The following is a 25,592-nucleotide window of genomic DNA, read 5'->3' on the forward strand; positions in this document are numbered from 1 at the left end:
ATTTCCCAATCGTGCCACCACTTCCGGATGAACACACGCCGGAGTCAGCTGCTGAATCCGTCCGGGAACCGACCTGCTTCCTTTAGCCGCAGTCCACGGGCAACCGGGGACAGCCCAGGATCACGTTCAGGAACGATGCCCGTCGCGGATCCTGGCCGTTTCGGCAGCCTGTTTCGGTTTCCCGCACCGGCCGAGCCTCCGCTAGCCTTGTTCGTAAGCATGCTGATTGATTGCCGCCCAGGGATACGATTTCTCCGCTTCTCCGAAGATATCCTGTCCCGCGAACCCGGTTGAGGTTTCTTCGTGGATGAACAGACACAGCAGGAACGCACTGTTGCCGCAGCCTCCCGCGTCGGGATGGAACCTGCGGAGCTGTGGGTCGAGTACTTCGCCCTCGGCGGGTCCTTGTCACAGCTGGAGATCGAGTCCTACCTGCTGGGGCTGCAGGTCCTGCCGGCGCTGCAGCGTGACATCCTGGCACTCGCCCTGAACGAACTGCTTGAGGACATTGCCTCGGAGCTCCGCGTCCCCTACACCACCGACCACCCTGAGGTGCCCCGGAGAAAGGTCGCCGACGGATTTACGGAGGTGGATCCGCCGCAGGCTCTACAGGACCTCGGCGCCGCGGGCGCATCATTCCTCACCGCCGCGGAGGCCGAAACCCAACGGGCGCGCGCCGTTGAGCGGACCGGACTGCTGGACACTCCGGCGGAGGAACGCTTCGATGCGATCACCCGGCAGGCGCGGGAACACTTCGGGGTCAGCTCCGCCATCGTGGCCCTGATCGCGGGGCACCGGCAGTTCCTCAAATCGGTCACCGGCCCGGTGGGCCAGAACATTGCCCGGGAAATCTCCTTCTGCAACGAAACCATTCGCAGCGCAGGCCCGCTGATCATCAACGACACGCTCGAAGATGCACGGTTCAAGGCCAATCCCCTCGTTGTGGGCGAGCCCCACATCCGCTTCTACGCCGGCCACCCCCTCATCGGGGCCGGCGGCTGGACCGTCGGCACGCTGTGCGTCATCGACCAGAACCCCCGCACCTTCACCGTGGAAGACCGGCAGATGCTCAAGGCCCTGGCCCAAGCCGCCCAGCACGAAATCATTTCCTGAGCCGCCGACGGCCGCGCATCGCGGCGTCTGTCTTGCGGCGGCGCCCCGGCGGTCAGCCGCCGTCCGGGGCCCGCACGCCGCCGGGCTGCCACAGCTGAACGAGGTTGCACTCCGGGTCGCGCAGCGAGGCAAACCGGCCGTTCGGATACAGCTGCGGGTCAACCTCGACCCACACGCCGGCACGACGCAGCTGGGCAGCCATCACATCAAGGTCGGCCACGCGGAAATTCAACGCCCACAAGTGGCCCACGCCGCCCACGTGCTCCGAGTCAGGGGGCATCACGGCGAAGACCGTGGGCCCGGGATCCTGCCACCAGGGATTCATCTCGTAGGACTGCGGTGGAGGATCCACCCCGAGCATGTCGCTGTACCACTGCGCCAGCCCGGCAGGGTCCGCGGCGGTCACAAACACTCCACCAAATTCCGTCACCCGTTCCATGAATCTCCCATCCCGTCCGGTTTATAGGAGGCGCCCCCAGCCCGGCCCGGCGGTCATGGGGCTCAGCGTAGGCGCGAACCCTCACCGGTTCAACACGCTGCCCATGCAGGAGCCACACAAAGAGGGTCGATACCTCCCCCCGGGTTAGCGCGGTCCCAGCAGCTGCAACTGAGTGCAGATTGCTCGTGCCTCGGAAATGGCAGCGCAGTGAGCGATCCTACGGGACAGGGAAAAGCCCCTCAGCCAACCGTGGGGTCCGCCGGACCACGGATGCCCCTTTGAGCACTTCCCCCGCATGACCCGCCCGCGTCGGCTGCCCCTTGTCCGCGTACGCGCGTCCTGTTCGAGCACTGCACCGGGGCAATCACTGGAGATTTCCCTGCACGGCAACGCTTCCTCCATGGAGGTATCCGCATGCAGCACACAGTGATCGGTGGTGCGCTGGCCGACCGCGCAGGACCGGATCACCGATTGACGGCGCAGTGATTCCACGCCCAAGGCCAGGCCGCGTGAAGGGAGAACCCCGAGCCCTGCTGGGGCAGAGTTTCTTGCGGCACTTGACGGTCTGTGTTCGCCGCGGCGAGGGCTTCGGCGAGGCGCCGCCCAATTCCTCGTCCCGGCCGTCGAGCTCAACGCGGAGCTCGTCGTAACGGCCCGCGGTTTCCGGATCGGGGTCCCGTCGTCGGCGTACTCGGCGTCCAACTGCCGGTGTACCTTGCTGTCGAGCACTCTCACCTCGTCGGTGGGCATATCGCCCAGATCCTCGGGGAAGTCATCTTCAGGTTCAATCCTGGTGCGGGTCATGGTTCACCCTCCATCGACCCGGCACCGTGAACACGATGCCCCGAAATTCTCTGGAAGCCTTCGCCGAGCACGGCGATGTCGGTGCAGATTCCATTCCCGAACGGTACGGGCGGGCCCGGGAAGTCGTCCGTGACATTAAGGACCTCGGTATCGACCTCGACGCGGTCACCCGTGACCTGGAAACTGGAGGGCTGGGGAAACTCGATGACAGTTGGGCCAGCTTCCCCGCCGCCGTCCAGACGCCATGACAGGAAAAGACGAACCAACCAGGTGACGCTGCTAGAAGATGAACGCCCGGCCGGTGAGGCCGGATGGCACCGCGCGGGCAGGGCATGGTCCACGCGCCTCCGGGCAGCTTCTCAATTGGTGCAGCTTGGGAGGTTTCACGGTCCATGTGAGTGGGCATGGTGCGTTTCAGGCTGCGGTGAGAGCCGGAAGGACTGCTACCGTGGGCGGGATGTCCGTTCATGACCAGGCTGGGCTGCCAAGCGTGTCGTTGGTGATACCGGTATTCGATGAAGAAGCCGTGATCAGGCGTTGCCTGCTGGCGGCAATTCATCAGACGGTTGCGGCGCAGCAGATCATCGTGGTGGATAACGGTTCCACCGACGGCACCGGCGCGGTGGTGGGCCGGATGCAGCAGGAACACCCCGACAGCGGGATCCTCCTGCTCGAGCAGAACGCCGAGCAGGGAATAATTCCTACACGGGACCTCGGTTTCAGCGGGGCCGTGGGTGAGGTGCTGGGTCGAATCGATGCGGATTCCCTTTTGGAACCGGACTGGGTGGAGCAGGTCCAACAGGCCTTCATGAATCCTGAGACCGCCGCCGTTACCGGTCCCGTGATCTATTACGATATGCCGTTGCACCGGTTCGGGCTGAAGGCAGATGACGCCGCCCGAAGAGTGGTGATGAAAGTGGGGTCAGGCCGGTATCCATTCCTGTTTGGATCCAATATGGCGCTCCGCAGATCTGCATGGGAACAAATTCGATCCCAGACATGCCGGGATGAATCCGATGAGATGCATGAAGATATTGACCTGTCCCTGCACCTGAGTGACAACGATCTGAGAATCGCATACCTGCCAACCATGGTGGCCGGGGTTTCCGCCCGCCGTCTGGAGGACTCTCCCGGATCCTACCGGTACTATGTTGACCGCTTTGAACGTACCTACCGGGCCCACCAGGTGAACAGACGGGCTCTGAAGATTCCGGCCCTGATTTTCCGGTTCATTTACCTGCCGTTGAAGCTGCTTCGGACTCTGTACGCGACCAGTGCCGGAGACAACATTCCCCGCCAGGCAGCGGGCGGCGTCAGCGGTCCGACCCCCATCCACGTGCCGGACCAGCCCTTCAACCGACACCCGGGCAGGAACACCGGGCGGGACTGAAACGAGATCGAGAAGTTCCTGATGCGGGTTCGCCGGAGGGAGCTGCCGGACCTGGTCAATACTTGCCGCCTACGAAATCTCGCGGGTATCAGAGGTTGAATACCACATTTCAGTAGGCTCCACGAAGGTCCCGGACTGGTTTCCGTCTTCGGTCAAGGGGCTCGTATACTGCGAACAGCTCCCATATTGTTTGGAGCCGGTATCGCATGGTGCTGGGCTGGTCACACAAGCCCTTGGTGATGATGCGGAGGATGCCGCCCGGTCAGACGCCACCTGGGGAAGCGGGCACGACGTGACAGTAGGGCAAGGTGCGAACGATGGCCCTCTACGGGGATGTACCGCGGTCCGGATAGGTGTCAACGGCAATGTCGTTTGCCAATTCGGGCTACCCTGAAGGCAGGCCGCTGCACCCAAGCAAGCACCACGCGAGAAGGATGGACCGTGAGCGAATCTGTCGAACGCCCAGCCCATGATGAATCAGCTGATGGAGAGTTCTCCGCGTCCTTGACGGGTCACAGAGAGCTGGCCGATCACGGCGACGATAGGTCGTCGACGCCAGACGAGGACCCAGCAAGGGACGCGGACGAGGACTCGCCTGTTCTGGAGGAGATTGAGGACAGCCCCGTGCGGACCAAGAACAGCTAGGGTGAGGTTGGCGTGGTGAGGCGGAGTGCCCGCCCAGTAAGACCGGGGTTATGAAGACCTGCAGTTCATCAATCAAGTCGTGCTCGCGTGACTGGCGGGCGATTTCGGCGCTGATGATCTGCACGTCCCGATCGCGGAGAACTATTCAAGCAGCAGCCAGATGGGCATTCCGAGATTGATCGCGGCGGGACCGATCCTCCTGATCCGGTCACGGATCTGTATCCAATCACGGTGTCCGCGATCTGGACAACCACCATGGAACCCGCAACCGCTGCAAGGAAATCGATCGATCCGGTGAACGATGCGATGACGGCCACCGTGAGCAACGTGGGACTCCTGGCGTCGAGAGGGAAGTTGGCCGGTTCCGCCGCACCCTCCTGTCCCCGATGCCCGTCGTTGATTCCCTTGCCGAGATCAATAAGCAGATCAGGCAGTGGGACATGGACGACGAGGACCGCCGTATCGATAGTCGTCTTCTTACTGTCGCCCAGGACTTCGCCCTTCAGCGGCAGCTGATCGCGCCGATTACCGCAGAACGGTTCGAACCGGGCCTGACAGTGACACCATGGTGAGCCGGTCAAGCCTCATCCGGGTACGGATGGCGTCCTACTCCGTTCCGGTCCGGGTGATCGGGCGCCCGGTGCGGGTTTTTCTTCGTGCATCCGAAGTGGTCGTTTTCGACGGTCGTACCGAAATCGCCAGACATCCCGGCAGCACCCGTGCAGCCCCGCCATCGGTTAGCCGTTTCCGTGATCGCGGAAGCAGAAATGGCTATCGGATCCCCGGTTTTAGGTGACGAGTTTTGCGTAGACGACGTAGTTGTCGTCGAATTCTCCGGTGGTCGGGTCGTAGCCGTCGCAGGTGATCAGGCGCAGTTCGGATCCCTCGGTGTTGCCGTAGACCGTTTGGGTTGGGAACTTGTTTTTGGGGTATTGCTCGCCGCGGTCGAAGACGAAGGTTGCCGTGGTTCCGTCTTTCCGGGTGACTTCTATAGTGTCCCCTGCCTTTAGACTGCGCAGGTCGGCGAAGACCCCTGGTCCGCCGTCGGTTGCGTTGACGTGGCCGAGGAGGACAGCTGGTCCGCGTTCGCCGGGAGTGGGAGAGTCGTTGTACCAGCTCGCAGGAGCGCCAGGTCCGTCCGGGGGAACCTCAAGTGAGCCATTGCCGCGCAGTCCGAGGTTCAGCAGCTCTGATCCGGCGCCGATGGAGGGAACACTAAATGAAACCGGGGCTGACGCCGGAAGGACCGGCAACTGGGCCGGAGCCGAGGCCGGCGCCACCGGATTTTCAGGTGCGGGCTGGGCAGTGGTCTGGGTGGGAGCTGGCGCCGCGGGTGAGGAGGAAACCGTTGGCGGCGGCGCCGTTCCTTGACTTTGGGCCGGGGCCTCTGTCGCGCAGCCTGCGAGGATGAGGGCCGCAACTGCTGCTGAGGCAAAGCAGCCTCCGCGACGTCCGCTGGGTGAGCTAAGCATGATGGGCTTTGTCCAATCAGTTCGCGGGAGCTTGGAGGGCTGTTCCCTGGCGTTGCTGCTGCGGGCCCCAACCGGCGTGCTTGACTATTCTTCGGAACATCCGTCCTGACGGATGGGTTCCTCGTGAACTCACTGGCCAGCACGATTGCTGGGTCACATTCTCGCTGCGAAGCTGTATGAGGAACCCAGCGATGATTCACGCGTGCCTTGAGGCTGACGGTCAAAGTGATTCGTGAATCCTCCGGCTATGAACAAATTGCATGAGCCTGATACGCGGCAGCAAGGCCAGAGGCGTCAATTCAGAGGCGATGGCTTAATCCGGTCATCGTGCAGACCAACGCTCTCCGAGCTTGAACGGTCGTAAATCTATCCCCACGCTGATGCGGTAGCTACCGCTGCACCGCGCTGTCTGGCCGGGGCAGAAATTCTGGGCCGGTTCCCGTCGTCGGAGCACTTGAAAAATAGGGGGTTGCTCGTGGCGGGTCGTTGAAAAAGCGACCGCCGCAGATACCAGGTGGTGTCTGCGGCGGTCGCATCGGTGGGCTAATCGTTGGAGGAGTTAGATCCGATCAGTCCGTGTTGCTGGTACCTCGTTGGTATGGTTATGCTTTGGAGTTGCTGCGGCGGACGATGAACGTTCCGCCGGCTGCTGCTGCCAGGACCAGGCCGCCGCCGAGGGCCAGGGCGCCCATGTTGGTGCCGGTTTCCTGGGTGGCGCCAGTGTCGGCGCCACCGGCAGGCATGTCGCCCATCTGCGACTCGACGAGGGTTCCACACAGGGCTGGTGAGGTGGCCGCCAGCGGAAGGTCCTCGGTCAGGTCGCTCTTGGCCGCCTGGGCCTCGGCGCTCAGGGTGGCTGGGTCCAGGCCGTGGACAACGACGACGGCGGTGCCGGCAGCGAGGGCCTTTTGGGTGGCTTCGTCAACCGTGATGGTGCGCTGGATGGTGTAGCTTCCACCCTGGCCGCCGAGGGCGGTGTTCAGACCCTCCGCAGGAGTCGTGGCGCCGGAGGTGGTCAGCGTGGTGAGGATTCCTCCGTAGGAGGGCGCGCCTTCGGTGGTGTTGACGACGCCGTCACCATTGGTGTCATCTGCCGGAGTGGGGCAAACGCCCTGGGCGCCGCCGTGGATGTGCTGGACGTGGGGGTAGGGTCCGTCCATGAAGGTCTCGGCGAGACCTGACACCTGCAGGTTGACAGTGGCCTGGTCGCCGGTGATGTCGAGGGTGATCGTTCCCGAGCCGGTCGAGCCGTTGAGCTGTCCCAGTGTGGATGAGTAGGTTCCATCGTGTGCAGCCATCGCGGAGCCGCCCGAGAGAGCCAGGGCGCCGAGGGCGAGGGTGGGTACTGCCAGAAGCCGCATGGTCTTGTTCATGGAGATCGTTTCCTTCACTGTGCGGTGAAGGCACACAAACGTTGTGTGCCTATCGCGTTGTTCGTTACGCTCTGCTGTTTGGATGGGTTGGTGGTAAAAAAAGATCAGCAACCTTATTTTCTTCTCTGAGTGCCTACTCCGGCAGGCGGGAACCTGTCTGGGAGGGGGGCTGATGTGACGAAACTTATCGTTGCGGTCAAGCTCTGTGATGCCTGTGACGGTTGGTGCGGGGGCCTGTGAGGTGCCGGAGCATATTCCTGTGAAAACGCGTGGTGTGAGCCTGGTTGATGTGTTTTCGCCGGGAAGCGGCCCGATGCAGGGTCGGGGTCCGACGGAGATTGAAACCTGGAGGATCTTGAGGACCAGCGCCCGCCGTTGGTGCACCGACTCCTGGCAGCGGGCCCGGCCTGTGAGCAGGCCGAAGCCCTTTCGGCGCCCGGCAGAGCCGAAGAAGATGGTCCCGGTGCAGCCCAAGCGCGGCTGTCCGCGGCGGTTCGGGATCTTGAGGAAATCGATGACCTGCTCCACCGGGCCCGTACCCGGACCCGGGCCGGGACCCGGAGTGCGGAGTCTGTCAGCCGATTCCCAGGAACCCGGGGCACTGTTTAGCCCACCTCCTGTGCGGGGGACCGGTTGGTTGGCCGGCGAGTTGTTATCCGGGGAAAGCGCCGGGGAAGAAGCCCGGGGTGTAGCCGGTGCTTCTTCCTCGGCGCTTTCCGCATCCCGGCTCCAGCGTTCAGCACCTCCGGCATGGGTCGCCCGTCGAGTCCACCGTGGCACTGTGATCCCTGAATCCTGACCGTTCATCCGTGGATATGGGATTCAGCGACTTGGGGTTGCGGTCGTTGGGTCGTGATCCGGGTTCAGTGGTGCGCTGCTGTGGCCGGGGTGGCGGCGTTGAGGGTGGTGAAGGTCCTGCCTTGGGCGGTCAGTGAGGTAAGGATCTCTGTCAGGTCCGGGCTGGTGCCATGGGCGATGATGATGTTCTTTGGCATTGAGGCGGTGGTTTCGGCTGCGACTGCTGCTGCGGCGTAGATGGCGCCGTCGTTGCCGTTGACGCTGAAGCTAGCCGGAACCAGGCCCAGATTCAGGCAGATGTGTGCTGCGGCGTCGGCCAGGTAGGCGGTTCTGGGCCGGAAGAAGCGGGGGCGCTGACCGGTCAGTTCCGACAGCAGTTCGTCGTTGGCCATGATTTCGTCATGCACGCTGCCGGCGCCTTCGGTTCCGGAGATCCCGTAGGCCCCCGAACGCCGTTGACGCTCAGCGGGTAGTGATTCCTGCCGTGGTGGGCGATCTCGAACAATGGGGCCGCCGCGAAGTCCGGGCCAAGCCGGGTTGGCGCGGACCCAGCGGCCATTGAGGAACAGGGTCGCCGGAACCAGCATCCGGCGCAGCGCCGCGGCCAGGTGCGGATCGGTGTCATTGCCGCCGGGCCCACCGCAGAAATCACGGGTCAGTGCGGTACCGGCCCAACCGACAGGAGGTCTTGTCAGGACCTGCCGGGGTTCCAAATCCCCAATAGGACGAGCTGCGTGCGGAGGGCCGGTCGATTACCTCCGCACGGGACGGTGCCACCGGTTCCGGGGCTTGGGTGGAAATCCGTCCCAGGGGATCGGAGGGGGGGGATTCGGTGCTGGACCGGCAGGACCCGCAGTCGTGGGGCTGGTTCCTGCCCCTCCCTTGGTGACGGGCAAGGGGGCGCGTCCGGTCATGGCCAGCGCCACCGCATCAAGGAGGAACCCGCCACGGCCCGGACTGTTCAGCTTGAAATCGCCCATTTCTTCCCCGTGACTTCTCCGCACCCGGGATTCACCATGGACGCCCCACCGCGTCCGGAGCGGCCCGCTGATTCTCTGCCACCGGAACTGTTGGGAAGGTTTAGCCATCCGGATTGCCGTGTGTGACGAATCCCATATGGCAGGGTTTTTGGCAGGCGCGCCTGATGGGCAGGCCGCCGGCACGGGCCTCTATCCGCCCCGCCGGAGGGTCTGATCATGATCACCAGCAAAAAAGTTCTCGGCGCCGCTTTCACCGCGGTCCTGATTGGAGGAGCCGGCCTCGGATCCGCCGGGGCAGCTGTAGCTGGCCCCGGCCCGGTCTCCCAGTCGGTGCCGGCCATGACCGCCGGGCAGATGTCCATCAGCATCGATAACTTCGCGTATTCGGGACCGGGTATCGTCAATCCGGGCGGTGAGATCATGGTGACGAACAATGACACCGAGGCCCACACGGTCACCGCCGATGACGGTTCCTTCGATGTCACTATTCCCGGCGGTGCCAGTGCAACTTTCACCGCGCCCAGTGCCGCCGGGACCTACGGGTTCTTCTGCAAATTCCATGGCAATATGAAGGGCTCCCTGACCGTCGGAGCTGAAGCCATGGCACCAGCCCCGGCCGCACCAGCGACGCCGGCAGTACCAGCCCCGGCTCCCGGGACTGCAGGACCCGGCAGTGCAGGACCCGGCACTGCAGGACACAGTGGGATGGATCAGATGGGTTCTGTCCCTCAGGGAGGTGCCGACACCGGAGTAGTGAACGGCAGCATCAACGACGGACCAACCATTTTTGCCTTGGGTGGGGGACTGGTTCTCCTGGCCGCAGCCGGCGGAACCTATGTCGTCCGCCGCCGCAGCACCAACTGATCAGCCGCTTCTTCCCGTGAAGACCGCAGGGCCGCAACCTCGCACTGCAGATCTGCGGACCTCACAGTTCCATTCCGGACCTGGAACACCAGAACCGGTAACCCCGGGGCGGAGAACACCAGCACTTGGTATGGGCGCCCACCACGCACCCCCGGCAAAAATCCCGCCCGTTCACAGTTCCTGAACAATCACAGTTCCTGGACAGGGCGTGGTTTGCCGGCGGGTTACAGCTCATAGTTCACTGGCTCGAAATTTTTGGAGGTACGACCATGAAGGTACGTTACGGAATATCGGCTTTGGTACTCGCGGGGATCCTTACGGTCACCACGGCCTGCGGTTCCCAGACCGGCCCCACCAGCACCGAGACGGTCGCTACGCCGGGTGAATCCGCGGCACCGGAATCCATGACGGCGACAACTGGAGCCGGAACCTCGTCGTCGGGTTCGGCTTCTGCCGAAGCAGCACCTGCGGAGGAAGCCATGATCACCATCAAGGATTTTGAGTACGAAATGCCTGAATCCATTGCCCCGGGTGCGGAGGTGACGGTGGCCAATGAAGACGACGCCCCGCACACGGTTACCGCGAAGGACGAGGGCGGATTCGACGTTGTTGTTCCGGCCGGTGAGACAGTGACCTTCACCGCACCCGAGGAGGCCGGGGACTACGCGGTCATCTGCACCTATCACCCCGAAATGTCCGCCACCCTGGTCATCTCATGAGCCCGGGGCACAGTCCCGCCGGCAACGGGAGGACAGTTCCCGCCGGACAGGGGCAGGCCGCAGGTGCGAAAGAGGCGCGCCAGCGGCCGCTGATGATAGTCCTGCGCGTTCTGGTTGTGGTGGGCCTGATCATCAGCGCTGTCATCCACTTCCAGCTGGCACCCGGGTTTCAGCAGGCCGCCCCGGATGGAATCGGCGGGGGCAACCTGTTTCGGATCCAGGCGGTGGCCGCTGTCCTGGCGGCACTGTATGTCCTGATTCGAGGAGACCGGGCCGCATACCTGCTGGCCGCGGTAGTGGCGCTGACTGCGCTGGCAGCGGTGATCCTCTACCGGTACGTCCAGGTCCCAGCCATCGGCCCCATTCCGTCCATGTATGAGCCCGTCTGGTATGCGAAGAAAACCCTCACCGCGGTGGCAGAAGCCGCCGCCGGAATCCTCGCCCTTATCGGCTTCTTCCTCCTACGCCGGCCCCCGCACAACACGTAACTGATTGGTCGGAGATTTGTTCTCCCCGCCGCTTACCGCGTTCCGGACCGTTTTCGTCCCGGCCCCCCGGCAGGGGCCTTCGGGCAGGCGCTGCATTCCGGCGCAGGTTTGGCAGGGCGGACCGTCAGAGGCCCTGGATCAGGGTGTGCAGAGCCTTCAGATGCCGGTCAAGTGCAGCACGCCCGTGGTCGGTAAGGCTGAGCCAGGTCCGCGGCCTCTTGCCCACATAGCCCTTGACCACCTTGACGTACCCCGCGCTTTCCAGCACGCCGACCTGTTTGCTCAGAACCGGGTCGCTGACTTCGATGGCGTCCCGGACAACACCGAATTCGGCCTCCTCCACCTTGGCGAGTGCGGCGATAACGCTCAGCCGCACGGGCAGGCTCAGGTACTCGTCGAGCTGCAGCCGTGGGTGGACGGGGGCGTCGCCGGAGCTCACCGGGGAACCCGGACGAGCGCGGAGGCTGCGAGGGGAAGCACCACCAGCGCCGCGTAGGGAACCCACAGCCACCAAGTGCGGTTGTCAACGCTGTCAAGCGTCGCAATTCCCACGGCGAAGAGCGCTGCGGTAAGCCCGAAGGCCCTCGAATACCGGCTGCCCCAGCCGGGGCTGGAGGCGAGCCTCCGCCGCGCGTACCAGCGACACGCTCCCACGATGCTGACCACGAAGGCCACGGTGGCCGCGGTGCTCAGCCAGGGAACGTTCTGGGGATAGATGTACACGACGACGAGAAGGTACAGGGCAATGACCGCTCCCATCAGGACGGCGTAGCGTGTCCCGAACGCGCTGGCCGAGTTGGAGATGCGCGAGCCCACGCCGCCGCCCCTCTCGGCGGCCTGCAGCTGTTCATGGATGTTTCCGGGTTTATCGCCGGCACGGTCGTTGATCATCGGAGTCTCCTTGATAGTTCAAGCATGGGTTTCTTCCTGTGCCTGCCACTTTAGGGAAATTGTTTCCAAATGGAAAGTACTTTCTATGAGTCGTTCTCAAGTGTGTCGGTTTGAAACCGGGGGAGGGATGAGGTGGCCTCCGAGGTTCAGGATGCGCAGCACCAGAACTGTCCTGCAGTCTAATTCGCAGTCACGAATGAGCACCCCTGCTTGGGACACAGAGTTCCAAGACATAGAGGGACCAGCAATGCCGGGGGAGTGGTGCTGTCTAGTCCTGTTGCGTGCAGCCAACGCCCCCGACCTTCCCTGGATCAGGAAGCTGGGACTGGCCGTGACTGGCTCCATCACGCCCGAGTGATATGCCGATGCCCGCACCCTTACCGGCGCTTCTTGCCCACCGGATGCCGCTCGGCTGGTATGAGTGCCGGTCCTGGGATGCGGCGGGTTTCTAGCCGCCCTCCTGCCCGGGCAGCGCCGTTCCGGAGAGGAAGGGTTCGTAGTCCCCGCGGGCGTCCTCGTCGATCGCCGGTTGCGTCTGCCGTAGCGGCCGTCCGCGCGGTCGCGCTTCGGGCCGGACAACCAATACTTCTGGCCGGTTTCCACGTCGCAAAAATTGGCGCCGAGATTCGCCCCGGCGGTTCCGGTGACCCGGTGCAGGGTGCGTCCGTGGAAATAGGCCGTTCGCCAACTCTTGCTGAAACGGTCGCGTGAAATTCAGGACGGCCCTTTGTCGGTGTCGTACCCAGTCTTCAACTGGATGTATAAGCTCGATCGGCCACGCCAGTCTAGCGGGACCGAAAACACCATAATGTCAAACCGGACGGGGCAGGTTCAGGTACTCAATGCATTGCGAGGAGTGTTTGCTCCAATGCCTAACTGCATTTGCTTGTTATGCAGTCTTATTTAGGGCTCTGCCAAAGTCACCACAGGCAGGATCAGCCCAAGCGGCTGGAGCCATTCATGGCCGCGATTAAGGCTGTGCTTATGGTAGACACGGCTGCGCCTCTCTACTGTTGCCGATGGATAAAGAATGCCCGACAAACAGATAATATCAATCCGGTTGCCCGTGGAGATGAGATTATCGACCGGGGCGGCACACGCAGGTTGGGGGGACAGGCGGCTCATGGCTGCCTGCTGCATGTCCATCTGCGCGCACCTACAACGCAAGGATAGGCATGAGGAAACAGTTAGTACGAGCAGTCGCGAAAACAGGCATCGGAATTATTGCCGTGGGGCTTTTGGCCGGATGTGGTACCGAGGAGAAGGCAATTTTTGGTGCGGTGGAGGTCTCAGACTTAAGCCAAACCGTGGACGATCTTGATGCAGCCTGGGCCAATTACCGCGCGAACAATCTTATAGGTTCGGCGATTCATGAAGATTCACGGTGCTACCTGCAGGCAGCCGAAGAGACTCTGGCCGAAAACGCGCTCTGTGGGCCGATCCGCTACATGGCCAGCGAAACGATCACTTGGGACTCGATTTCCCTGGCGGTCGCGAACGCGCCGGACGGAAAGCCGATCTTGGCGTACACGGGGCAGTTCACTGGCGGGGCCACGCCGTCTCCAAACACCGAATTGTTTCGCACCGATAAAGCCACCGCGCCGGAGAACGTCGAACTGGACGAGCCCGACACCGAGGCGCTGGGGTCGTTGAACATATTCACAGGCACCTACCCGGTCAAGGGAAGCTTTGAGCCAGTTGAGGTCCGTACCCCCAGTGCCGTGATCACTGTTTCGCAGGCCGTGATTGGTCAGCGCGCCGGAGGCGCAGAGGACCGGGTGAAGGCACCGGAGGGGCATGTGATCGCCTCGGCCGCGTTCACGATTGACCCGGCCGCGACCCACGAGGAGTCCGCGGCGCAACTGTCCGGGGGGTCCCAAGACGAGGAAGAGGCTGTGACCGGCGCGGGGACGGAGCTGGCATTCCTGGTGGATGAGAAGGAATTCCCCATTGCAAGCGCCGCCGAGACCGGACCGGAGCTGTCCGCTTCCATCGCTGTCCCCGGAAAAGGAGGAAACGTAAGGCTCGCCATCACCTTTGACGGTAAAACCCAAACCGTGAACATGACCGACGGCAGCATCGGCGACCGCATCGATGCCCTGTACAGCGGTGATACGGCGATGGCAGCTGCCGACGGCCAGGAGATTGTTTACGGAAGTTCGACAGAGAACGGCGTCACCGCGAGGGTCTCCTTTGACAGTTTTAGCGCAATCCGAACTGTCTGGGACAAGGAACACGGATGGGCTGGAGACGGCAAGGTGTGGGTCAAGCTTCCATTGGCATTCAGGGTCTCTTCAGACCTGTACTTTCATGACTACGACGAGGTTTTCAACAGCAGCTACTACGACGACGTGAAACTCCGCGTTGCCGGTGCCAGCGTGGGCGTTGGTGGGCAACAAATCGAAGCTAAGTCCACCGGAGGTGAAGGTCCTGTCGAGCTGCTGTTCGCGGTGCCGACAGATCCGGACCGGATGAATCTTGATCTGTCGTTCTCCCTGAGCGGTGCCTTGCGGAATCAGGACAGTACGGGGCCCGCCACGGTGTCCCTGGAGCTCGAGGCCCGGACGATTTCGCTGGAGTTTGCTGACTGAATCCGGTCCACTCGCTCAAGGGCCCCAACGACCGAATTCGAGTGTGGACGCGATGCCCATGCGTGTGCACACCGTGGCACCAAGGTGGATGCGTCACTGAGCAGGCACGGTCATGCGCCTCAGCTGCTGCAGCGGACGTTGGTGCCACGAACGGTTCTTTCCGCTCCAGTCCTCGTGGTCAAGCCAGTCGTTGTGCGCTGCGTCGACGTCATCCTGGTTCGCCGCTCATTCCCGTTCAGGAGCCCCGCCGCCGGTCCAGGCGGTGGGGCTCGCCGGCAGGACTCTTCCCTGATCTCCACACCCACAGCGGGCGAGGTCAGGTTCGATCCTTCTGGCGCTGCGCCAGAGACGCGATGTCATACAGGCTCATTGGACGGTTCCAGCGGTTCACCGCGTTACCCGCACCTTTAGGGCCACAAGCGTGCGGGTCATGTTTCCCGATCCCTAACGCCGGGCACCCATTTCGTTCGTGCTTACTGCGGCATGAAGGTGCATATCGTGCCACCCGTCGTGGTGCCTGGAGGCACCGCGATTGATTCCCCCGAAGGCGAGGCCCGTCTTTTCGGTGATCAGGCTCGAGGTGCTGTTCTGCAGCGAGTGGCTGGGTTCAAGGCGGTGAGCCCCACGGTGTTGACTGCCCAGTCGCACATCACAGCGAACGCTCGGGGTGCAACTCCTCGTCCGCGCGCGCGGAACGGTCCCCAACGGATCTCCCCGTAACCTTCGACGAGGGTGATTCTGCTCACCATGGCCCGGCCAACGACAATTCCCTTTTAATCGCAGACCGCCCAACCTGCATCGGACTCCTTCTTCCACTGCCTGAGCTGCTGCTCAATTAGTGTCTGGGCGTGACATGAGCCCACTGCAGTGCACCGATGACGCCTTAACCGCTGCGTTCCTTCACCGAGGAGCGCCTCGGTGGAAAGCCTGATCCCGATTGGCCGCATTCCTCCTCCATGAAAGGGGAACCGGGATCGAAACCAGGCGCCCCGCCTCACCGTCAATCTCCGGGTATTCCACCTGGTCACCCGATTTTCCCGGCGGCCGCCGGCCCCTCGTATAGTTGCCAGATGTCCACGCGCCTGCTTGCCACAAAGCTCCACATCCCGGCGCCGCGACAACACGCTGTCCCCCGTACAAGGCTGGTCGAGCCGTTGCTTGCTGATCAGCCCGCCGACCGGAAGCTCACGCTCGTCTGCGCTCCCGCCGGCTTCGGCAAGACCACGGTGCTCAGCCAGTGGGTGGACCGCGCACGGATCTCCGATCCTGCCTTGAAAATTGCCTGGCTGTCTCTGGACGAGGGCGATAACGACCCGTCCCGCTTCCTGGCACATACCGCGGCAGCGCTGCATGGCGCCGGGACAGGTATCGGCGTGGGGGTGATGAGGCTTCTCGACGGCGCCCAGGCTCCCGCCGCTGAAACGGTTCTGACGGCGCTCATCAACGACGTGGCGCAGGCCAGCGGCCGCATCGTTCTCGTACTCGATGACTATCATGTGATCGAGGCGCAGCCCGTCCACGACGCCGTCGCCTTCCTGCTTGAGCATTCCCCACCACAGCTGCGCCTGACCCTCGCGGGCCGCTCTGATCCGCCGCTTCCATTGTCACGGCTCAGGGCGCGGGACCAATTGACCGAACTGCGGGCCGCGGACCTTCGCTTCTTAGGCGAGGAAGCCGGAGCCTTCCTGACCCAGTGCATGGGATTAAGCCTCTCGCCCGGGCAGATCTCCGCCCTCGAAGCCCGCACGGAAGGCTGGATCGCTGGCCTGCAGCTCGCGGCGCTCTCGATCCGCGGGCACCATGACGTCCCCGGGTTCATCACCGACTTCGCCGGCAGCAACCGCTTCGTCCTGGATTACCTGGTGGAGGAGGTGCTGCAGCGCCAGCCCGAACCGGTGCGCAGCTTCCTGATGCGCACTGCCATCCTCGACCGGCTCTCAGGTCCACTGTGCGACGCGGTGACGGGGCAGACCGACGGCAGTGAAATACTGGAGCGCCTGGAGCGGGACAATCTGTTCGTCGTCCCCCTGGATGACCGGCGGCAGTGGTACCGCTATCACCATCTCTTCGCCGACGTGCTCCGGGCCCGTGGTGCGCACGGCGGGGCGGAACTTCAGCACGCGCTGCACCGCCGGGCCAGCGGGTGGTACGAACACAACGGCCTGCCCGAGGACGCGCTGAAACATGCCCTGGCGGCCGGGGACTTCGATCGGGCCGCGGCCCTGCTGGAGACGGTGCTGCCTGCCATCCGGCGCAGCCGGCACGATGCCACACTGCGCGGCTGGTTGAGGGCCCTTCCCGACCCGGTCGTGCGCGGCAACCCGGTGCTCAGTGTGCATTACGCATGGATGATGCTCACCTCCGGCGATCTGGAGGCCGTCGAGGACCGGCTGCAGGACGCCGAACGGGGTCTGGCCGCGGCTTCCGACACGGCTGAGTCATCACAGGACCTCACTGGTAAGCCGGACACCCCGGGCGAGGAGCTCCGCATCCTGCCCATGACCATCGCCATCTACCGGGCGTCATTGGCGCAGGCGCTGGGCGATGTGAAAAGGACAGCCGCCCACGCCGGTCGCGCATTGGAACTCAGCGGGCCCGGTGACCATCTGCCGCGGGCCGCGGCAGCAGGATTCCTCGGACTGGCCGCGTGGGCGCGCGGAGACCTGGACACCGCCCTGCCCGCCTTTTCCGAAGCGGTGCCCAGCCTGCGTGCGGCCGGGAATGTGGCCGACGAGCTAGCCACCACCATCGTGCTGGCCGACATGTGGGTCGCCAGGGGCAGACCGTCCAAGGCGCGGCGCCTACTCGAACGAGCCCTCCTCGACGCAGACTCCAGAGGCGACCACACCGGCCCCCCGGTGGCAGATCTCCATGTGGCACTGAGCGGACTGCTTTGTGAGTCCGGAGCACTGGATACTGCCATAAAACACCTGCAGATCAGTGCCGCGCTCGGTGAGACAGCCTCCCTGCCGGAAAACCGGTACCGCCGGTTCACCGCAATGGCACGCGTCCGGCACCTCTCCGGAGACCCGGACGGAGCCATTGAATTCCTGGAGGAGGCCGAGCGCCGTTACCGGCGCGGGTTCTTTCCCGAGGTGCGGCCCATCGCGGCCATCAGGGCGCGGATCCGGATCGGGCAGGGAGCGCTGCAGGAGGCCTCCGACTGGGCGCACGAGCGCCGGCTGAGCCCCGCGGATGAGCTCGACTACCTGCGGGAATTCGAGCACCTCACATTCGTGCGCCTGCTCATCGCCCAACACCACTCAGACCCTGCGCACGGCAGCATGGGCGGTGCGGTCGATCTGCTCGACCGGATGCTCGAGGCCGCCGACACCTCCGGGCGCGGCGGCAGCGTCAACGAAATTCTCATGCTGCAGGCGGTGGCCTACCAGGCGCTGGGGCGCCCAACTGAAGCGCTTGAATCTCTGCAGCGCGCCCTGGTCCGCGCCGAACCCGAAGACCAGATCCGGCTATTCCTCGATGAAGGCGCGCCCATGGCGGCTCTGCTGCAGAAAGCCGCCACGGAGCGGATCGCCCCCCGTTTCGTCAACCGGCTGCTCCGCGCCTCCGACACGAAGGGCGGACCGGCCGCCGCTCCGCGCCGCGCAGAGACCGACTCCGTGCAGTTGAGCGCGCGGGAACTTCAAGTGCTCCGGCTGCTGGGTTCGACCCTCAACGGCCCGGAGGTGGCCCGGCACCTGTTTGTTTCGCTGAACACTCTCAGGACGCACACCCGGCACATCTTCGAAAAGCTCCAGGTAAACAGCCGAGCGGACGCCGTCCGCCGTGCACGCGAGCAGGGACTCATCTGACCCATCAGTTCCGGGGAATCACCACACCAGTCACCACATGTGGTGATGCCCGGTCATCACACGCATCCGTAGCGTGGAACGGTCCCCGGCGCCCGCCGCGGACCCATTCCACCAAGGAGCGCGAAGAAATGACCATCACCACCCCAGGACTGACCAGAGCGGCAGGCGTGTGCGCCGCGGCGTCCGGAGTGCTGTACGCATCCATCCAGTTCATCCACCCCGCCGAGGAGGTCGCCAACGTCACCGGCGGCACCTGGGCGGTCGTGCACTACCTCACCGTGGCGATGGCCGTCCTCGGCCTAGCCGGAATCACGGGAATCTACCTGCGGCAGGTCAAACAGATGAAGGTTCTGGGTGTGGTCGGCTTCGTCCTGCTCGCCCTGTTCTACCTGGCCGCCACAGCGCACTCCTATGTGGAGGCATTCATCCTGCCGCCGCTTGCCGAGCAGGCTCCACAGGTGGCGGCGGACATCCTTGAAATCTTCGGAAGCGCCCCGGCCGACGGCAGCCTGGGCCCGGTCGAAGGGATCAGCCTGTTCGCCTTCGCCGTCTATCTCCTCGGCGGGTTGACGTTCGGCACCGCCATCTTCCGCGCCCGGATCCTGCCGCGCTGGGCGGGCATCCTGCTCGCCGCGGGATCGGTTTCCACCGTCATGCTTCCCCTGCTACCCCACGCCGCCGGACGCTTCGCCGCCCTTCCCGTCGGCATCGCCCTGGCCTGGCTGGGGTATTCGCTATGGGACGATCACCACCCGCGGACACCCGCGCCGGCGCCCCGTCCCGCCAACGCCCGGGCCGCGGTCTGACCATCGTGAGACGGAGATCCTCATGAGCGACAACATGGTGATCCCCGGGGCCGTGATGACCACCCCGGAGGGCGGAACCAAGCGGGGGCGGACAACACCGCCTGCCTGGCTTCTGCCCGCCGGGCTCATCACCCTGGGCGTCATTCCCCTCCTTGCCAACATCCTCCGGCGCATCGCGCTGTCCCTGGGCGCCGCAGATCCGTCCCTGAACGGCGGAACCGAGGCCATACCTGGCCCGGCGGTCATCCACATTCTCGGCGCCACCGTCTACGTCATCCTTGGCGCTGTGCAGTTCTCCCCGGGCTTGCGCCGGCGCAGGCCCTCCTGGCACCGTTCCGCCGGGCGGGTCCTGGTGGCAGCAGGGTTGTTCACGGCGCTGTCGGGGCTGTGGCTGAACCACTTCGTTTCCTTTCCGGCCGGTTCGGGTAACCTGCTGTATGTTTTCCGCCTGCTGGCCGGTACGGGAATGGCGGCAAGCTTCGTTCTTGGTTTCTCCGCCATCCGGCGCCGGGACATTCCCGGCCACCGCGAGTGGATGATCCGGGCCTACGCCCTCGGACTGGGAGCCGGCACCCAGGTGTTCACCCTCGGATTCGGGGAGGCAGTATTCGGAATAAGCGAACCGGGCACGGCGCTGCTGAACGGCGCCGGCTGGGTGGTTAATCTCGCCGTTGCGGAAACGGTGATCCGCAGGCAGACCCGGCAGCGGATAAGCCCCGCCGCACCCGGAGGGCCGGTGCCGTGACGGCGTCCACGCCCAACACACACGACCTGCAGCACTACGAGCTCCGGGTCGGGGGACACCTTGATGATCACTGGGCTGAATGGTTCGGGAACCTTCAGCTCACCCGCGCGGGCGACGGGACGACGACCCTTCACGGGCCGGTGAGCGACCAGTGCGCCCTGCACAGCCTCCTGGCCAGGATCCGCGATACCGGCATGGTCCTGGTTTCCCTACGGATCATCGACAGTCCTTCCGGGCCGGCCGGAGACCACTGAAACGGCGCGGGCCTCCGCGCCTGCGTCGCTCCACCGGCAAGGAGGCGCCTGCCTCCTGGGCACCCTTTCCAGAAGCAGCCTGCTCCCCAACACCCCTGAACGGCAGTACCCCACCAGATAAGGAAAAGTCTTGAACACCAATCGTCGCGCCCTGGTCTTCGGTGCCACCGGCTTCATCGGGCGGTGGCTCGTCAAGGAGCTGCTCGACCAGGGCATTCCGACCACCGCCGCCGTCCGAAACACCACCCGGTTTAGGACCCTGCGCCACTGGCAGGCCGCCCGTGGTGTGAATGTTGAATTGCTGGGCGCGGTGGAGGCTGGCCTGGCGTCGGAAGGAATCGGGCTGGACGGCGACACCTTTACCCATGTCGGTGAAATCTATAACGTTGCCGGCGCTTACGCTTTCGGAATGACCGCGGGTGAGGCCCGTGCCGCAAACGTCGACACGTCACGGCGCGTGGTCGAGTTCGCGGCCGACATTCCGGGCGATGTTCGCCTCATTCACCTGTCCGGCTACCGGGTCGGCGGACAGGAACCCGGCTCGGTCCCGTGGTCGGAGCAGAAGCTCAGGAACGAGTACAAGCGCCTGGGCGCCTACGAAGCGTCAAAGGTCGAAAGCGACGCGGTCGTACAGGCAGCCGCGGAGGATCTCGGAGTGGCGCTGACTATCGCCAACCCGGCTTCGGTTATCGGACACTCGGTCACCGGTGAGTCGGACCAGGTCCTGGGCCTGGCGACCACTGTCCGCGACCTGGTCACCGGCAGGCTGCCCGCCGTGCCGGGCAACTCGAAAACGTTCGTGCCCGTGGTCATCGTTGACTACCTTGCCCGGTTCCTGACGCTGTTGCCGGTGCAGGAGGAGACCTGCGGAAAGTCCTACTGGATTCTCGATGACAGCACCCCGGTGCTCCCTGAGCTGCTGCGGCTGATCGGCCGGCACCATCACGTGCGGGTGCCGCGGCTGCGCATTCCCGTCGGGATCGTGAAGCGGCTGCCGCGTGCCATCACCGGCGCAGACCCCGAGACGCTAAGCTTCCTCGCCTCGGACAGATATCCCACCGGACCGGCCAACGGGTTGGCGGAGCAGCACGGACTCGCGCATCCGGAGGTCACCCAGGCCTTGAAGCGATGGAGCGACTATCTGATTGCCGGCAGGTCCGGCGGCCGGAACCGGGCCCACCGCAGGAGGGAACTCCTACCTAGACGGCCACTTTTCGCCCGGCGCCCACAGGGCGAAGTTCGGGAAGCGGCAACCCGCTGAAGACGGACTGGGCGACGAGCAGGGCAAGTCCAATGATGCCGGCCTGCTTTCCCTGGGTGGCACCGACGATCTGTATCTTGCGCGTGGCCAGGGGCAGGGACCGACGGTAGACGGCGCCTTTGATACCTGCGAAAAGGTAGTCCTCGGCTGCTGCGAGTTGCCCGCCGATGACGACAACCTGCGGGTTGAAAAGGTTCACGGTCACCGCAATCGCTTCGCCCAGGAGTTGGCTGGCGTTGCGGGCCAGCCGGACCGCTTCCCGGTTGCCGCCGCGCAGCAGACGGACGGTGTCGTCGACCGATTCAGCCTCGATGCCCAGAGCCTGCAGGTCGCGCAGGAGGGCCCATCCGCCCGCGTAGGCCTCGAGACACCCGATGTTGCCGCACCGGCATTCCGGTTCGTCCTGCACGTTGGCGGGCTTCGGCACATAGTTGTGGCCTATGTCGCCCGCAGCGCCGTCGGCGCCCCGGTGCAGCCGGCCATCGGAGATGAGGCCCGACCCGACACCGGTGCCGATCTTGACCATGAGGAGGTGCCGGGCGTCCGGGAAGGAGACCTGCTGCTCCCCGAAAGCCATGGCATTGGCGTCCTTGTCCACGATGACCGGGCAGTCATAGGTACCACTGAACCATCCTGGAATGTCGTACTGGTCCCATCCGGTCATGATCGGCGGGTGCACCACCTGCCCGGTGGCGGTATCAACGGGCCCGGGAACGCTTACGCCGATGCCCACCACCGACGCGGCAGGCGCATCCGCCGCGGCGAGCAGACACGAGAATTCCTTACCCACCAAGCCAAGGACGGCGTCCGGTCCTTCGGTGACCGGGACGGTGAGTTCAACTTCTCTGAGGATGGTTCCTGAGAGGTCGCACAGACCCACCCGCATTCCGGTGGCGCCAATGTCAGCGACAAGGAGGTGCCCGCCGGTGCGGTTGAAGGCGTAGGACTTTGCAGGGCGTCCCTTGGTCGATTCCGCCCCCGACGGCACGACGAGCCGCGATTCAAGCAGCGCGTCCAACCGCTGGTTGATCGTGGAGCGGGACAGCCCGGTCCGGGCCGCAACCTCGGATTTTGTCAGCACGAGACCCGAGCGCAGAAGCCGCAGTATCTCCAAGGTGCCGCCCGCCGGTCCCTCGGGGGCAACTTGTATGGATTGCGGATTCATGGCTTCTCTGCCCCTTCGTCGTTGGCCTGCCTGCCATATTAACCCGGGCGGGGCAGGGGTTGCGTGCGTCACGTCCCATAGTTATGCTAACACTCAACGTTACTTCGACGTACATATGGTTTTCAAAGTCAGAAGGGGCAACGATGCCACAGCTACGCAACACCTTGATTGTTATTGCCACAACCGCTGCAGGGGCCCTCACACTGGCTGGCTGCAGCACCACCGCCACGACACCGGCCTCCGGCGAGGGTGGAGAAGCGAAAACTGCTGCCGTCATCAAGGGGCTGGACAACCCGTTCTTCCAGTCCATGGAAGACGGCATCAAGGCGGCGGATAGTTCAATCACCGTTCAGGCCGCACAGGACATCACCGACACGAGCGGCCAGGCTGACCGGCTCTCCTCCCTCGCAGGCCAGGACTTCAACTGCTTCATCATCAACCCCATCAGCGGCAACAACCTGCTCCAAGGTGTCGCACAGCTGAAGGCCAGCGGAAAGACCGTCGTGAACATCGACAGCCCTGTTGACCCGGAGGCCGCCGCTTCCGCGGAAGCCACTCCGGACACCTACATCGGCACCGACAACGTCTCCGCCGGCAAACTTGCGGGCGAGCACATGGCCAGCCTCGTCGATGACGGTGCAAAGGTCGCCGTGATCGGCGGCATCGCGGGCGACGTGACCAGTGGTGATCGAGTGACCGGCTTCACGGAGGGCCTAGGCACAAAGGCCCAGGTGCTGGAGACCGTCTCCGCAGACTGGGACCGCCAGGTGGCACTGACTAAGGCGGGGGACCTGCTGCGTGCCAACCCCGACATCGCCGGCTTCTTCGTGGCCAACGACGTCATGGGACTGGGTGTGGCCCGGGCCGTCGCCGATGCGGGCCTGACCGGCAAGGTCTCCATCATCAGCGTGGACGGAGTCCCTGAGGGACTTGCCGGCGTTGAATCCGGCGAGCTGACCGCGACCGTCGCACAGTACCCCTACGCGATCGGCGAGATGGGGGCACAGGCCTGCGCCGCAGCTGTCGCCGGCGACGATCTTCCGGAGAACGTCGAGGCACCGGTGGCCCTTGTCACCAACGACAATGTCGCCGAGGCAATCGAGGCCGCACCCGCCCCCTTCGAAGACTACGAGAACCCGTTCGCCAAGTAGCAGTTCAGGCCCGATCAAGGAAGCCAGGCGCCATGTCCTCCGTTTCGCACACACCCCCAACTCCGGTGGGGAACACTCCGCCGGCGACCAGGCCTAGCCGCTCCGGCCCCCCGGCCACGGCCCAGGGCGACCGCTGGTACTCCAACCTGCGGCGCATCGGATTCTGGGCCGACCACGCCGCCATCATCGGGCTGGTGCTGCTGGTGATCGTCTTCACCGCGCTGAACCCGGTGTTCCTGACCCTGGGGAACGTCCAGTCGATCCTCGTGGCGTCGTCCATCCTGATGGTGCTGACCATCGGGCAGGCATTCGTGATCCTCAGCGACGGTATCGACCTGTCCGTCGCCTCAACCATGACGCTTGGAGTAATCGCCTTCGGCATTGCCTTCTCCCAAGGGGCCGGACTGGTTGTGAGCATGCTCGCGGCCGTCGTAGCCGGCACGCTGATCGGGTTGCTTAACGGCATCCTGGTGGCCAAAGGCAAGATTACGGACTTCATCGTGACCCTCGGATCCCTTTCGGTCGCGTCCGGGCTGGCCCTGGTCCTGTCCGACGGGAAGCCGATCTCCGTGTTCAGCGTGGACCTCATCAACTTCTCAACACACGGGCTGCTGATCTTCGGCTTTCCGTTCCTTGTGGCCGCCGTGATCGCCGTAATAGCGCACGTGGTGCTCTTCCGAACCCGCTTCGGCACTCACCTCTTCGCCACCGGCGGGTCGAAGGAAGCAGCGCAGGCCACCGGCATCAGCACGGCACGGATCAAGATCGCGGTCTACACCATCTCAGGTGTACTTGCCGGCATCGCAGCAATCATGCTCATCGCTCGGGTGGGGGCGTCCGAACCGGCAGCGAACACCACCTTCCTGCTCAACTCCGTCGCCGCCGTCGTCCTCGGGGGCGTCAGCCTCACCGGAGGCCGAGGCAACATCTTCGGGCCGATCGTGGGCGCGCTGCTGCTGACCGTCCTCACCAACGGGCTCACCCTGATGAACGTCTCGCAGTTCTACCAGCCACTGGCCGTCGGCATCGTCGTCATTCTTGCCGCACTACTCTCGAGGTTCCAGAAATGACCACCACCATCACCGAGCCCATCGTCGACGTCCGTGATGTGTCCCTGTCCTTCGGGAGCGTCAAGGCACTGCAAAACGTCAGTGTCACCCTCGCGCCGGGGGAGATCACCGCACTCGTGGGAGACAACGGCGCCGGGAAGTCCACCCTGGTGCGCTGCATCGCGGGCATCCACCGTGCACAGTCGGGATCGATCCGTTTCGACGGCGAAGAAATACACTTCCGCAATCCTGAGGACGCCAGGGAAAAGGGCATCGAGACCGTGCATCAGAATCTGGCGCTCGTCGACGATCTCACCGTCTGGCAGAACCTGTTCCTCAACCGTGAAATAACCCGCGGCGTCGGTCCCATTCGTTTCCTGAACCGCAAGGCCATGCGCGAGGAAGCCGAGAGGATGGTGTCGACGCTCGCGGTGAACGTCCCGGCCGTGAAATCGAAGGTCCGTCGGCTGTCCGGCGGGCAGCGGCAGGCGGTGTCGATCTGCCGGGCCGCGGGCTTCAGCTCGAAGCTCGTCATCATGGACGAACCGACCGCCGCCCTTGGCGTGCAGGAGACCGCCAAGGTGGAGCAGCTGATCCTGAAGCTGCGTGACGACGGGCATTCAGTGCTCCTTATCAGCCACAACTTCAGCCAGGTCATGCGCCTTAGTGACCAGGTCTGGGTGATGCGGGCCGGCCGCTGTGTTGCGGGCCGGCGCACCAACGAGACCACCGGCGACGAAATCGTTGCCCTCATCACTGGCTCCCGTGAGCAGTAGACCAAA

26 protein-coding genes are annotated in these 25,592 nt (G+C 64.3%); 18 read left to right on the forward strand and 8 right to left on the reverse strand.

Annotated elements, in window-relative coordinates:
- The first annotated feature begins 303 nt into the window (after window positions 1-303).
- Window positions 304-1,113 (forward strand): GAF domain-containing protein, encoded by an 810-nt coding sequence (locus tag AC4D2R_RS07975; protein ID WP_490939091.1) that lies wholly within the window; start codon window positions 304-306, stop codon window positions 1,111-1,113.
- 52 nt (window positions 1,114-1,165) lie between these two features.
- Here the strand turns inward: AC4D2R_RS07975 and AC4D2R_RS07980 are convergent, their stop codons facing one another.
- Window positions 1,166-1,552: a VOC family protein gene (locus AC4D2R_RS07980; protein WP_490939093.1), complete on the reverse strand. Its 387-nt coding sequence runs from the start codon at window positions 1,550-1,552 to the stop codon at window positions 1,166-1,168.
- An 839-nt stretch (window positions 1,553-2,391) separates the two neighbouring features.
- On the opposite strand from AC4D2R_RS07980, the gene AC4D2R_RS07985 reads away from it, so the two are divergent.
- The 5 genes from AC4D2R_RS07985 (at window position 2,392) to AC4D2R_RS08005 (ending at window position 5,187) form a co-directional block, all read left to right on the forward strand.
- Window positions 2,392-2,604 (forward strand): hypothetical protein, encoded by a 213-nt coding sequence (locus AC4D2R_RS07985; protein WP_490939095.1) that lies wholly within the window; start codon window positions 2,392-2,394, stop codon window positions 2,602-2,604.
- A 209-nt stretch (window positions 2,605-2,813) separates the two neighbouring features.
- On the forward strand, window positions 2,814-3,746 hold the full coding sequence (locus AC4D2R_RS07990) for a glycosyltransferase family 2 protein (RefSeq protein ID WP_490939097.1): 933 nt from the start codon (window positions 2,814-2,816) through the stop codon (window positions 3,744-3,746).
- Window positions 3,747-4,187: 441 nt separating this feature from the next.
- Window positions 4,188-4,391, forward strand: a complete 204-nt coding sequence (locus tag AC4D2R_RS07995) for a hypothetical protein (protein ID WP_490939099.1) — start codon at window positions 4,188-4,190, stop codon at window positions 4,389-4,391.
- Between the two features lie 386 nt (window positions 4,392-4,777).
- Complete coding sequence (locus tag AC4D2R_RS08000; RefSeq protein WP_490939101.1) at window positions 4,778-4,963, forward strand: hypothetical protein; 186 nt, start codon at window positions 4,778-4,780, stop codon at window positions 4,961-4,963.
- 26 nt (window positions 4,964-4,989) lie between these two features.
- Window positions 4,990-5,187 (forward strand): Mu transposase domain-containing protein, encoded by a 198-nt coding sequence (locus AC4D2R_RS08005; protein ID WP_490939103.1) that lies wholly within the window; start codon window positions 4,990-4,992, stop codon window positions 5,185-5,187.
- Here the strand turns inward: AC4D2R_RS08005 and AC4D2R_RS08010 are convergent.
- The 3 genes from AC4D2R_RS08010 to AC4D2R_RS08020 all read right to left on the reverse strand — a co-directional run bounded on the left by AC4D2R_RS08010 (window position 5,180) and on the right by AC4D2R_RS08020 (window position 8,747).
- The gene (locus tag AC4D2R_RS08010) at window positions 5,180-5,671 is read right to left on the reverse strand and encodes a class F sortase (protein ID WP_490939105.1); all 492 of its coding nucleotides are present in this window, start codon (window positions 5,669-5,671) and stop codon (window positions 5,180-5,182) included. The two genes, AC4D2R_RS08005 and AC4D2R_RS08010, sit on opposite strands and share 8 nt — an antisense overlap.
- A 794-nt stretch (window positions 5,672-6,465) precedes the next feature.
- Complete coding sequence (locus AC4D2R_RS08015) at window positions 6,466-7,236, reverse strand: hypothetical protein (RefSeq protein WP_490939107.1); 771 nt, start codon at window positions 7,234-7,236, stop codon at window positions 6,466-6,468.
- 863 nt (window positions 7,237-8,099) lie between these two features.
- Window positions 8,100-8,747 carry a polysaccharide deacetylase family protein gene (locus AC4D2R_RS08020; RefSeq protein ID WP_490939109.1) on the reverse strand — a complete coding sequence of 216 codons (648 nt, stop codon included), beginning with the start codon at window positions 8,745-8,747 and terminating at the stop codon, window positions 8,100-8,102.
- 483 nt (window positions 8,748-9,230) lie between these two features.
- Here AC4D2R_RS08020 and AC4D2R_RS08025 point away from each other — a divergent pair, with 483 nt between their 5' ends.
- The 3 genes from AC4D2R_RS08025 (at window position 9,231) to AC4D2R_RS08035 (ending at window position 11,085) form a co-directional block, all read left to right on the forward strand.
- On the forward strand, window positions 9,231-9,878 hold the full coding sequence (locus tag AC4D2R_RS08025; protein WP_490939111.1) for a cupredoxin domain-containing protein: 648 nt from the start codon (window positions 9,231-9,233) through the stop codon (window positions 9,876-9,878).
- A gap of 269 nt (window positions 9,879-10,147) precedes the next feature.
- Window positions 10,148-10,597: a cupredoxin domain-containing protein gene (locus tag AC4D2R_RS08030; RefSeq protein ID WP_490939112.1), complete on the forward strand. Its 450-nt coding sequence runs from the start codon at window positions 10,148-10,150 to the stop codon at window positions 10,595-10,597.
- Window positions 10,594-11,085 (forward strand): hypothetical protein, encoded by a 492-nt coding sequence (locus tag AC4D2R_RS08035; protein WP_490939114.1) that lies wholly within the window; start codon window positions 10,594-10,596, stop codon window positions 11,083-11,085. The genes AC4D2R_RS08030 and AC4D2R_RS08035 overlap by 4 nt, the downstream gene beginning before the upstream one ends.
- Window positions 11,086-11,209: 124 nt before the next feature.
- On the opposite strand, the gene AC4D2R_RS08040 is transcribed toward AC4D2R_RS08035, so the two are convergent.
- The 3 genes from AC4D2R_RS08040 to AC4D2R_RS08050 all read right to left on the reverse strand — a co-directional run bounded on the left by AC4D2R_RS08040 (window position 11,210) and on the right by AC4D2R_RS08050 (window position 13,122).
- Entirely contained in the window at window positions 11,210-11,524 is a 315-nt protein-coding gene (locus tag AC4D2R_RS08040) for a winged helix-turn-helix domain-containing protein (protein WP_490939116.1), read from the reverse strand.
- On the reverse strand, window positions 11,521-11,976 hold the full coding sequence (locus AC4D2R_RS08045; RefSeq protein WP_490939118.1) for a hypothetical protein: 456 nt from the start codon (window positions 11,974-11,976) through the stop codon (window positions 11,521-11,523). Before AC4D2R_RS08045 ends, AC4D2R_RS08040 begins: the two co-directional genes overlap by 4 nt.
- Window positions 11,977-12,879: 903 nt before the next feature.
- Window positions 12,880-13,122, reverse strand: coding sequence for a hypothetical protein (locus tag AC4D2R_RS08050; RefSeq protein ID WP_490939120.1), 243 nt, complete (start codon window positions 13,120-13,122; stop codon window positions 12,880-12,882).
- A 29-nt stretch (window positions 13,123-13,151) separates the two neighbouring features.
- Between AC4D2R_RS08050 and AC4D2R_RS08055 the strand changes: the two genes are divergently transcribed.
- The 6 genes from AC4D2R_RS08055 to AC4D2R_RS08080 all read left to right on the forward strand — a co-directional run bounded on the left by AC4D2R_RS08055 (window position 13,152) and on the right by AC4D2R_RS08080 (window position 21,445).
- Window positions 13,152-14,567, forward strand: coding sequence for a hypothetical protein (locus AC4D2R_RS08055; RefSeq protein WP_490939122.1), 1,416 nt, complete (start codon window positions 13,152-13,154; stop codon window positions 14,565-14,567).
- Between the two features lie 1,070 nt (window positions 14,568-15,637).
- Entirely contained in the window at window positions 15,638-18,379 is a 2,742-nt protein-coding gene (locus AC4D2R_RS08060; protein WP_490939124.1) for a winged helix-turn-helix domain-containing protein, read from the forward strand.
- A gap of 128 nt (window positions 18,380-18,507) precedes the next feature.
- Entirely contained in the window at window positions 18,508-19,185 is a 678-nt protein-coding gene (locus tag AC4D2R_RS08065) for a hypothetical protein (protein WP_490939126.1), read from the forward strand.
- Window positions 19,186-19,207: 22 nt separating this feature from the next.
- Window positions 19,208-19,930 carry a DUF2306 domain-containing protein gene (locus AC4D2R_RS08070; protein WP_490939129.1) on the forward strand — a complete coding sequence of 241 codons (723 nt, stop codon included), beginning with the start codon at window positions 19,208-19,210 and terminating at the stop codon, window positions 19,928-19,930.
- On the forward strand, window positions 19,927-20,184 hold the full coding sequence (locus tag AC4D2R_RS08075; protein ID WP_490939131.1) for a DUF8691 family protein: 258 nt from the start codon (window positions 19,927-19,929) through the stop codon (window positions 20,182-20,184). The genes AC4D2R_RS08070 and AC4D2R_RS08075 overlap by 4 nt, the downstream gene beginning before the upstream one ends.
- 130 nt (window positions 20,185-20,314) lie before the next feature.
- Window positions 20,315-21,445, forward strand: coding sequence for an SDR family oxidoreductase (locus AC4D2R_RS08080; RefSeq protein WP_490939133.1), 1,131 nt, complete (start codon window positions 20,315-20,317; stop codon window positions 21,443-21,445).
- Here the strand turns inward: AC4D2R_RS08080 and AC4D2R_RS08085 are convergent.
- Entirely contained in the window at window positions 21,384-22,610 is a 1,227-nt protein-coding gene (locus tag AC4D2R_RS08085; RefSeq protein ID WP_490939135.1) for an ROK family protein, read from the reverse strand. The two genes, AC4D2R_RS08080 and AC4D2R_RS08085, sit on opposite strands and share 62 nt — an antisense overlap.
- Before the next feature lie 143 nt (window positions 22,611-22,753).
- On the opposite strand from AC4D2R_RS08085, the gene AC4D2R_RS08090 reads away from it, so the two are divergent.
- The 3 genes from AC4D2R_RS08090 to AC4D2R_RS08100 are packed head-to-tail and all read left to right on the forward strand — an operon-like array spanning window position 22,754 to window position 25,586.
- A complete protein-coding gene (locus AC4D2R_RS08090; protein ID WP_490939137.1) occupies window positions 22,754-23,761 on the forward strand; it encodes a substrate-binding domain-containing protein in 1,008 nt (335 codons plus the stop codon).
- Between the two features lie 32 nt (window positions 23,762-23,793).
- Window positions 23,794-24,831, forward strand: a complete 1,038-nt coding sequence (locus tag AC4D2R_RS08095) for an ABC transporter permease (RefSeq protein ID WP_490939139.1) — start codon at window positions 23,794-23,796, stop codon at window positions 24,829-24,831.
- Complete coding sequence (locus tag AC4D2R_RS08100) at window positions 24,828-25,586, forward strand: ATP-binding cassette domain-containing protein (RefSeq protein ID WP_490939141.1); 759 nt, start codon at window positions 24,828-24,830, stop codon at window positions 25,584-25,586. Before AC4D2R_RS08095 ends, AC4D2R_RS08100 begins: the two co-directional genes overlap by 4 nt.
- Window positions 25,587-25,592: the final 6 nt, after the last annotated feature.

It is taken from the genome of Arthrobacter sp. TJ-217 (assembly GCF_058269255.1).

Bases quoted from the DNA above. Each gene is read 5' to 3' on its own strand.
- AC4D2R_RS07980 (WP_490939093.1), bottom strand. From the start codon at position 1,552: ATGGAACGGGTGACGGAATTTGGTGGAGTGTTTGTGACCGCCGCGGAC.
- AC4D2R_RS07985 (WP_490939095.1), top strand. From the start codon at position 2,392: ATGCCCCGAAATTCTCTGGAAGCCTTCGCCGAGCACGGCGATGTCGGT.
- AC4D2R_RS07990 (WP_490939097.1), top strand. From the start codon at position 2,814: ATGTCCGTTCATGACCAGGCTGGGCTGCCAAGCGTGTCGTTGGTGATA.
- AC4D2R_RS08000 (WP_490939101.1), top strand. From the start codon at position 4,778: ATGCCCGTCGTTGATTCCCTTGCCGAGATCAATAAGCAGATCAGGCAG.
- AC4D2R_RS08005 (WP_490939103.1), top strand. From the start codon at position 4,990: ATGGCGTCCTACTCCGTTCCGGTCCGGGTGATCGGGCGCCCGGTGCGG.
- AC4D2R_RS08015 (WP_490939107.1), bottom strand. From the start codon at position 7,236: ATGAACAAGACCATGCGGCTTCTGGCAGTACCCACCCTCGCCCTCGGC.
- AC4D2R_RS08025 (WP_490939111.1), top strand. From the start codon at position 9,231: ATGATCACCAGCAAAAAAGTTCTCGGCGCCGCTTTCACCGCGGTCCTG.
- AC4D2R_RS08030 (WP_490939112.1), top strand. From the start codon at position 10,148: ATGAAGGTACGTTACGGAATATCGGCTTTGGTACTCGCGGGGATCCTT.
- AC4D2R_RS08035 (WP_490939114.1), top strand. From the start codon at position 10,594: ATGAGCCCGGGGCACAGTCCCGCCGGCAACGGGAGGACAGTTCCCGCC.
- AC4D2R_RS08045 (WP_490939118.1), bottom strand. From the start codon at position 11,976: ATGATCAACGACCGTGCCGGCGATAAACCCGGAAACATCCATGAACAG.
- AC4D2R_RS08050 (WP_490939120.1), bottom strand. From the start codon at position 13,122: ATGGACATGCAGCAGGCAGCCATGAGCCGCCTGTCCCCCCAACCTGCG.
- AC4D2R_RS08055 (WP_490939122.1), top strand. From the start codon at position 13,152: ATGAGGAAACAGTTAGTACGAGCAGTCGCGAAAACAGGCATCGGAATT.
- AC4D2R_RS08060 (WP_490939124.1), top strand. From the start codon at position 15,638: ATGTCCACGCGCCTGCTTGCCACAAAGCTCCACATCCCGGCGCCGCGA.
- AC4D2R_RS08065 (WP_490939126.1), top strand. From the start codon at position 18,508: ATGACCATCACCACCCCAGGACTGACCAGAGCGGCAGGCGTGTGCGCC.
- AC4D2R_RS08070 (WP_490939129.1), top strand. From the start codon at position 19,208: ATGAGCGACAACATGGTGATCCCCGGGGCCGTGATGACCACCCCGGAG.
- AC4D2R_RS08085 (WP_490939135.1), bottom strand. From the start codon at position 22,610: ATGAATCCGCAATCCATACAAGTTGCCCCCGAGGGACCGGCGGGCGGC.
- AC4D2R_RS08090 (WP_490939137.1), top strand. From the start codon at position 22,754: ATGCCACAGCTACGCAACACCTTGATTGTTATTGCCACAACCGCTGCA.
- AC4D2R_RS08095 (WP_490939139.1), top strand. From the start codon at position 23,794: ATGTCCTCCGTTTCGCACACACCCCCAACTCCGGTGGGGAACACTCCG.
- AC4D2R_RS08100 (WP_490939141.1), top strand. From the start codon at position 24,828: ATGACCACCACCATCACCGAGCCCATCGTCGACGTCCGTGATGTGTCC.